This is a genomic window from Microbacterium sp. UBA3394 (assembly GCF_002358725.1).
In the GTDB taxonomy this organism is placed as follows: Bacteria; Actinomycetota; Actinomycetes; order Actinomycetales; family Microbacteriaceae; genus Microbacterium; species Microbacterium luteum.
This window is the reverse complement of the sequence record NZ_DEPK01000197.1, coordinates 1-4949: the sequence shown is the minus strand read 5'-3', so window position 1 is coordinate 4949 and position 4949 is coordinate 1. Positions and strand designations below refer to the sequence as shown.

Sequence of the window (4949 nt, the reverse complement as noted above, 5' to 3'; positions counted from 1 at the left end):
GCCGAGCGGCTACCTGCGTCTGTCGTACGCACTGGGCGAGGACGAACTGCTCGAGGGCATCCGTCGCCTGCAGGAGCTGTTCTCCTGATCCACGGGTCGAACCGCGTCAGCCGCGTCGCTCCCCCGAGCCCTCGGGGGTCGGCGGCAGCACGTTGCGCAGGATGTCGGCGATCGTGACCACTCCGGTCACGCGCTGACCGTCGGTCACGACGGCCAGCTGCTCGCTCGCCCGCCGCATGTGCGCGAGCGCTTCGTGAACGAGCGTGTCCTTCTCGAGCGTGAACGCCGCGCGCGCGACGTCGTCGGCCGGCCTCGCGGCCGGGTCGAGCAGCACGTCGCGCACGTGCACGACGCGCGGCGCTGCATCCGCCCCGAGCACGAGGATGCGCATGTGACCCGACTCCGCGGCGACGGTGTGGATGTCGCCGACGGTCGCGTCCTGCTTGACGGCCGTGAGAGCGGCATCCGACCGCACCAGATCGCCGATGGCGAGCGTCTGCAGGTCGATGACGCCGGCGAGCGGTGAGCGGTAGGTCTCCTCGAGCGCGCCGACCTGCGTCGAGTGCTCGACGAGCTGGCGCACCGCATCGACGTCGAGCCCACCGGCCGCGGCGCGGTCGACGGGATCGATGCCGCTGGCGGCCACGAGCCGGTTCGCGATGCGGTTGACCCACATCAGAAGAGGGCGGAAGACCCACACGAACGCTCGCGACGGGATGCCGATCAGCATCGCCGCTCGCTCCGGATGCGCGATCGCCCACGACTTCGGGGCCATTTCCCCCACGACCAGGTGAAGGAAGGTGACGACGAGCAACGCGGTGGCGAAGGCGGCGACATCGGCACCCCACGCCGGGAGCCCCCAGGCGAGCAGAACGGGTGCCAGCGCGTCGTCGACCGCCGGCTTGGTCACCGCGCCGAGTGCGAAGGTGCACGCGGTGATGCCGAGCTGCGCGCCGGCCAGCATGACCGTCAGTTCGTTCGCCCCCTTGAGGGCGGCCCGGGCAGATCTGCTCGTATGCGCCGCCTCTTCCAGACGGTGTCGGCGCACCGCGAGCAGGGCGAATTCGATCACGACGAAGAAGGCGCTGACGATGATGAGCCCCAGCGTGACGCCGACGACGAGCCAGGGGTTCATCGCTCTGCTCCCTCGTCGACGTCATCGAGGCGCTCGCGAACGAGTTCGATCTCCACCACCGACGGCACGTGCCGCGCCACGGCCAGCACCTGCGTGCGCAGGAGGCGCCGCATCGGCTCATCGGCCACGAGGTCGGCGGGGTCGTCGTCGACGGGGATGTCCATCGAGGTCCCGACCTCGGGGAGCCCGCCGTGCTGGGCGATGAGGAGCCCCGCGACGGTCTCGTAGTCCCCCACCGGCAGCTCCACCCCGACCGCGCGACCGACCTCGTCGACGTGCACGTCGCCGCCCATGCGCCACCGCGAGCCGCCGAGCGGTCGCACGACCTCCGTCGCCCCGTCGTCGTGCTCGTCGGTGACCTCGCCGACGACCTCTTCGGCCAGATCCTCCAGTGTCACGACTCCGCAGAAGACCCCGTACTCGTCGATCACGCACGCCAGCTCGTTGTGCTCGGCGGTCATGGTCGCAAGCGCCTGGGGCAGCGGCATGAGCGTCGGCACGATCGTCGGTGTGCGCATGATGTCGCTGACCCGACCGGCATCCTCGGCACGCAGCAGGTCGACCAGCTGCACGATGCCGACCGGCTCGTCGTCGTCCACGACCGGATAGCGAGTATGCCCGGACGCCATGAGCGCACGCAGGTCCGACAGCGGCAGGTCAGGCGTGACGCTGTCGGCCCGGTGGCGCGGGATCATCGCGTGCTCCACGTCGCGCTCGGGGAAGTCGATGATGCGATCGATCATCAGCGACAGCTCCGCCGGCAGATCGCCGCTGTCGCGGGACTCGGCGACGAGGTGCTCGAGGTCGTCGGCCGTGGCACTGCTGTCGACGTCTTCGACGGGTTCGATGCGAAGCAGGCGCAGAAGGGCCTCGGCCGACCGGTCGAAGACGACGATCAGCCACCCGAAGACGCCGAGATAGATCAGCGTCGGGCGCGCGAGCGCGCGGGCCAGCGGATCCGGCGCGGCGATCGCGAGATTCTTCGGATACAGCTCCCCGAAGATCATCTGCACGACCGTGGACAGCGCCAGGGCGATCACCGTGCCCACGGTGATGCTCACCGCCGGATCGACGCCCGTGCCGCCGAGGAGCGTGCCGAGCGACTCCCCCACCAGCGGCTCGGCGACGTATCCGATGAGGAGGCCCGTGACCGTGATGCCGAGCTGGGCTCCGGAGAGCATGAACGACGTGCGACGGGTGACCCGCAGAGCGCGCCGCGCAGCCGCGTCGCCGCCGTCGGCTCGGGCGCGCAGACGCGATCGGTCCACGGACATGAACGCGAACTCCTGCGCGACGAAGAAGCCGTTGGCGACGATGATCGCCAGGATCACGACGATGCCGAGCAGGAGAGTGAGGACGGCGATCAGCACGGCGTCAGAGCTCGATGTTCACGAGCACGGGTTCCGGCTGCAGGAGCAGGCCGAACTCGGCATGCACGCGAGCGCGGATGAATCGCGCCAGCTGCGCGATCTCGGCGGCCGTCGCGCCGCCGCGGTTGGTCAGCGCGAGCGCGTGCTTCGTCGACAGGCCCGCGCGCGACGGCGTCAGGCGGAAGCCCTTGCGAAGACCCGCCTGCTCGATGAGCCACGCAGCGCTCACCTTCACGTCGGGTTCCCGCGTCTCCGGGGTGGGCACGTGACCGTCGAAGACGGCGAGCGGGATCACGAGAACGGGGTCGAGGTCCGGCTCGACCGGCCAGCGCGGACACTCCGGCGGCAGCGAGCGGGCGCTCGCGGCGGGCACGACGGCGTTCTGGAAGAACGAGCCCGCACTCCACGTGTCGGGATCGTCCGCGTCGAGCACCATCCCCTTGCTCGCGCGGATCTCGAGGATGCGCTCCCGGATCTCGGCGAGGGTCGCGGTGCCATCGTCGGCCAGTCCGAGCGCGGTGCGCAGCTGCACCCCCGCCACCGGTCGAGCTTCGGTCCCCACCTCGGCCAGGTCGAAGGTCGCCGACAGGATCACCGCTGAGCGACCCGGAACCGACCCGTAGTGGGCCTTCAGCACGGAGGTGCGGAACCCCAGCCCGAGGTCCGCGGCAGGAACGGTGGACACCTCGCCGGTGGACTCGTCGATCAGGTCCACCTCGACGAGCGTTCGCACGATCTCCTGGCCGTACGCGCCGATGTTCTGCACCGGAGCGGCACCGACGGTGCCGGGGATGCCCGACATCGCCTCCAGGCCCGCGAGCCCCTCCGAGACCGCGTGCGCCACGAGGTCGTCCCAGCCGTGACCGGCCTGCACGCGCAGCCGGGCGCGTCCCTCGTGGGGCGACGGCAGGCGCTCGATGCCGCGGGTGAGCACGCGGATGACGGTGCCCTCGAGCGGGTCGTCGCCGACGAAGAGGTTGGAGCCTCCGCCGAGGACGAGCCACTCGTCACCGGTCGCCCAGACGAAACGGAGCGCCTCTACGAGCTCGTCGCGGGTGTGCGCCTCGATCATGCGCTCGGGCGCCCCGCCGGTGCGGAGCGTGGTGAGCTCGGCGAGGCGTATCGGCGTGATCTCGGCCATCAGGCGTGTCGCACCCGCACCTGCGCCTTGCCGAGCACCGTCGTGTCGGCGTGCCGCACGGTGAGGTCGATGCGGGCCGTGTCCTCATCGACGGCGCCGACGACGGCATCCACCGACACCTCGGCGCCCGACACGGCGTCGACCACGACGGGCCTCGTGAAGCGCACCCCGTACTCGACGATGCGGCCGGCATCGCCCAGCCACGGCACGATGGTCTCCACCGCGAGCCCCATCGTGAGCATGCCGTGCGCGAGCACGCCGGGCAGACCGACCCGCTCGGCGACATCGTCACGGTAGTGGATGGGGTTGAAGTCTCCCGAGGCCCCCGCGTAGCGCACGAGGGATTCGCGGGTCAGATGCACGGTGCGCTCGGCGACGTGGTCGCCCACGCTCAGTCCGGTCGAGGTCATGAGTCCTCGCCTCCCACCAGCAGCACCGAGACGGCGGTGACGACGTGCGCGCCCTGCGCGTCGACGATCTCCGCCTCGCTGGTGACCATGGCGCCCTTTCCGACGGCGCGCACGCCGGAGATCGACAGCTGAGCGGTCAGCTCGTCGCCGGCCACGATCGGGCGCGTGTAGCGGAAACGCTGCTCCGCGTGGATGAGACGCTCGAGCGCGATGCCGCTGTCGTCGAGCGCCAGCAGCTGCTGCAGCGTGAGGTCCTGGACGACCATGGCGAAGGTCGGCGGCGCCACGACGTCGTCGTAGCCGAGGGCTCGCGCCGCGTCGGGGTCGGTGTGCTGGGGGTCGTCGGCGAAGACCGCGCGCGCGAACTCGCGCACCTTCTCGCGACCCACGAGGTACGGGGCCGTCGGCGGAAAGGTCCGACCGACCAGCTCGGGGTTCACTGCCACGGTTCCATCCTACCGAGGGCCGCTGAGACGGCTGCGGCACGATGCATCCCGCGATGGATCAGCGCCGGCGGCCCTTGATCGCCCGCAGGGCCATCTGCACGGCGATGACGACGAGGAACGCGGCGAAGAGCATGTTGCCCACGAACGGGTCGACCAGTGTCGCGATCAGCGCGCCGAGGGCCGTGGTCGCGCAGGCGGCCCCTCCGACGAGCGCGGCCGCGACGAGGTCCACGTTCCTGCGGCGCACGTTCCCGATCGTCCCCGACACAGCCGTGGGGATCATCATCAGCAGCGAGGTGCCCTTGGCGAGCAGGTCGCTGGTGCCGAACAGGAGCACGAGAGCCGGCACGACGATCACGCCCCCGCCGACGCCGAGGAGCCCGGCGAGGATCCCGGTGATCACCCCGAGCGCCACGAGGGCGGCACCGCTCAGCCACGTCAGCGGCA

At 71.0% G+C, this 4949-nt stretch carries 6 protein-coding genes; all 6 read right to left on the bottom strand.

Translation table 11 applies throughout. From position 1 onward, the window contains the following. Positions 1 to 106: 106 nt before the first annotated feature. On the bottom strand, positions 107 to 1135 hold the full coding sequence (locus tag B4E30_RS12090) for a CNNM domain-containing protein (RefSeq protein ID WP_194384717.1): 1029 nt from the start codon (positions 1133 to 1135) through the stop codon (positions 107 to 109). After that, a complete protein-coding gene (locus tag B4E30_RS12085; RefSeq protein ID WP_286795426.1) occupies positions 1132 to 2505 on the bottom strand; it encodes a hemolysin family protein in 1374 nt (457 codons plus the stop codon). The genes B4E30_RS12090 and B4E30_RS12085 overlap by 4 nt, the downstream gene beginning before the upstream one ends. Positions 2506 to 2509: 4 nt before the next feature. Next, on the bottom strand, positions 2510 to 3646 hold the full coding sequence (locus tag B4E30_RS12080; protein ID WP_286795425.1) for a UDP-N-acetylmuramate dehydrogenase: 1137 nt from the start codon (positions 3644 to 3646) through the stop codon (positions 2510 to 2512). Then, complete coding sequence (locus B4E30_RS12075; RefSeq protein WP_194384714.1) at positions 3646 to 4056, bottom strand: MaoC/PaaZ C-terminal domain-containing protein; 411 nt, start codon at positions 4054 to 4056, stop codon at positions 3646 to 3648. Before B4E30_RS12075 ends, B4E30_RS12080 begins: the two co-directional genes overlap by 1 nt. Then, positions 4053 to 4502, bottom strand: a complete 450-nt coding sequence (locus B4E30_RS12070) for an FAS1-like dehydratase domain-containing protein (RefSeq protein ID WP_194384713.1) — start codon at positions 4500 to 4502, stop codon at positions 4053 to 4055. Before B4E30_RS12070 ends, B4E30_RS12075 begins: the two co-directional genes overlap by 4 nt. 58 nt (positions 4503 to 4560) lie before the next feature. After that, positions 4561 to 4949 (bottom strand): sulfite exporter TauE/SafE family protein (locus B4E30_RS12065; protein ID WP_286795424.1); only part of this gene is annotated, 389 nt, incomplete at its 5' end.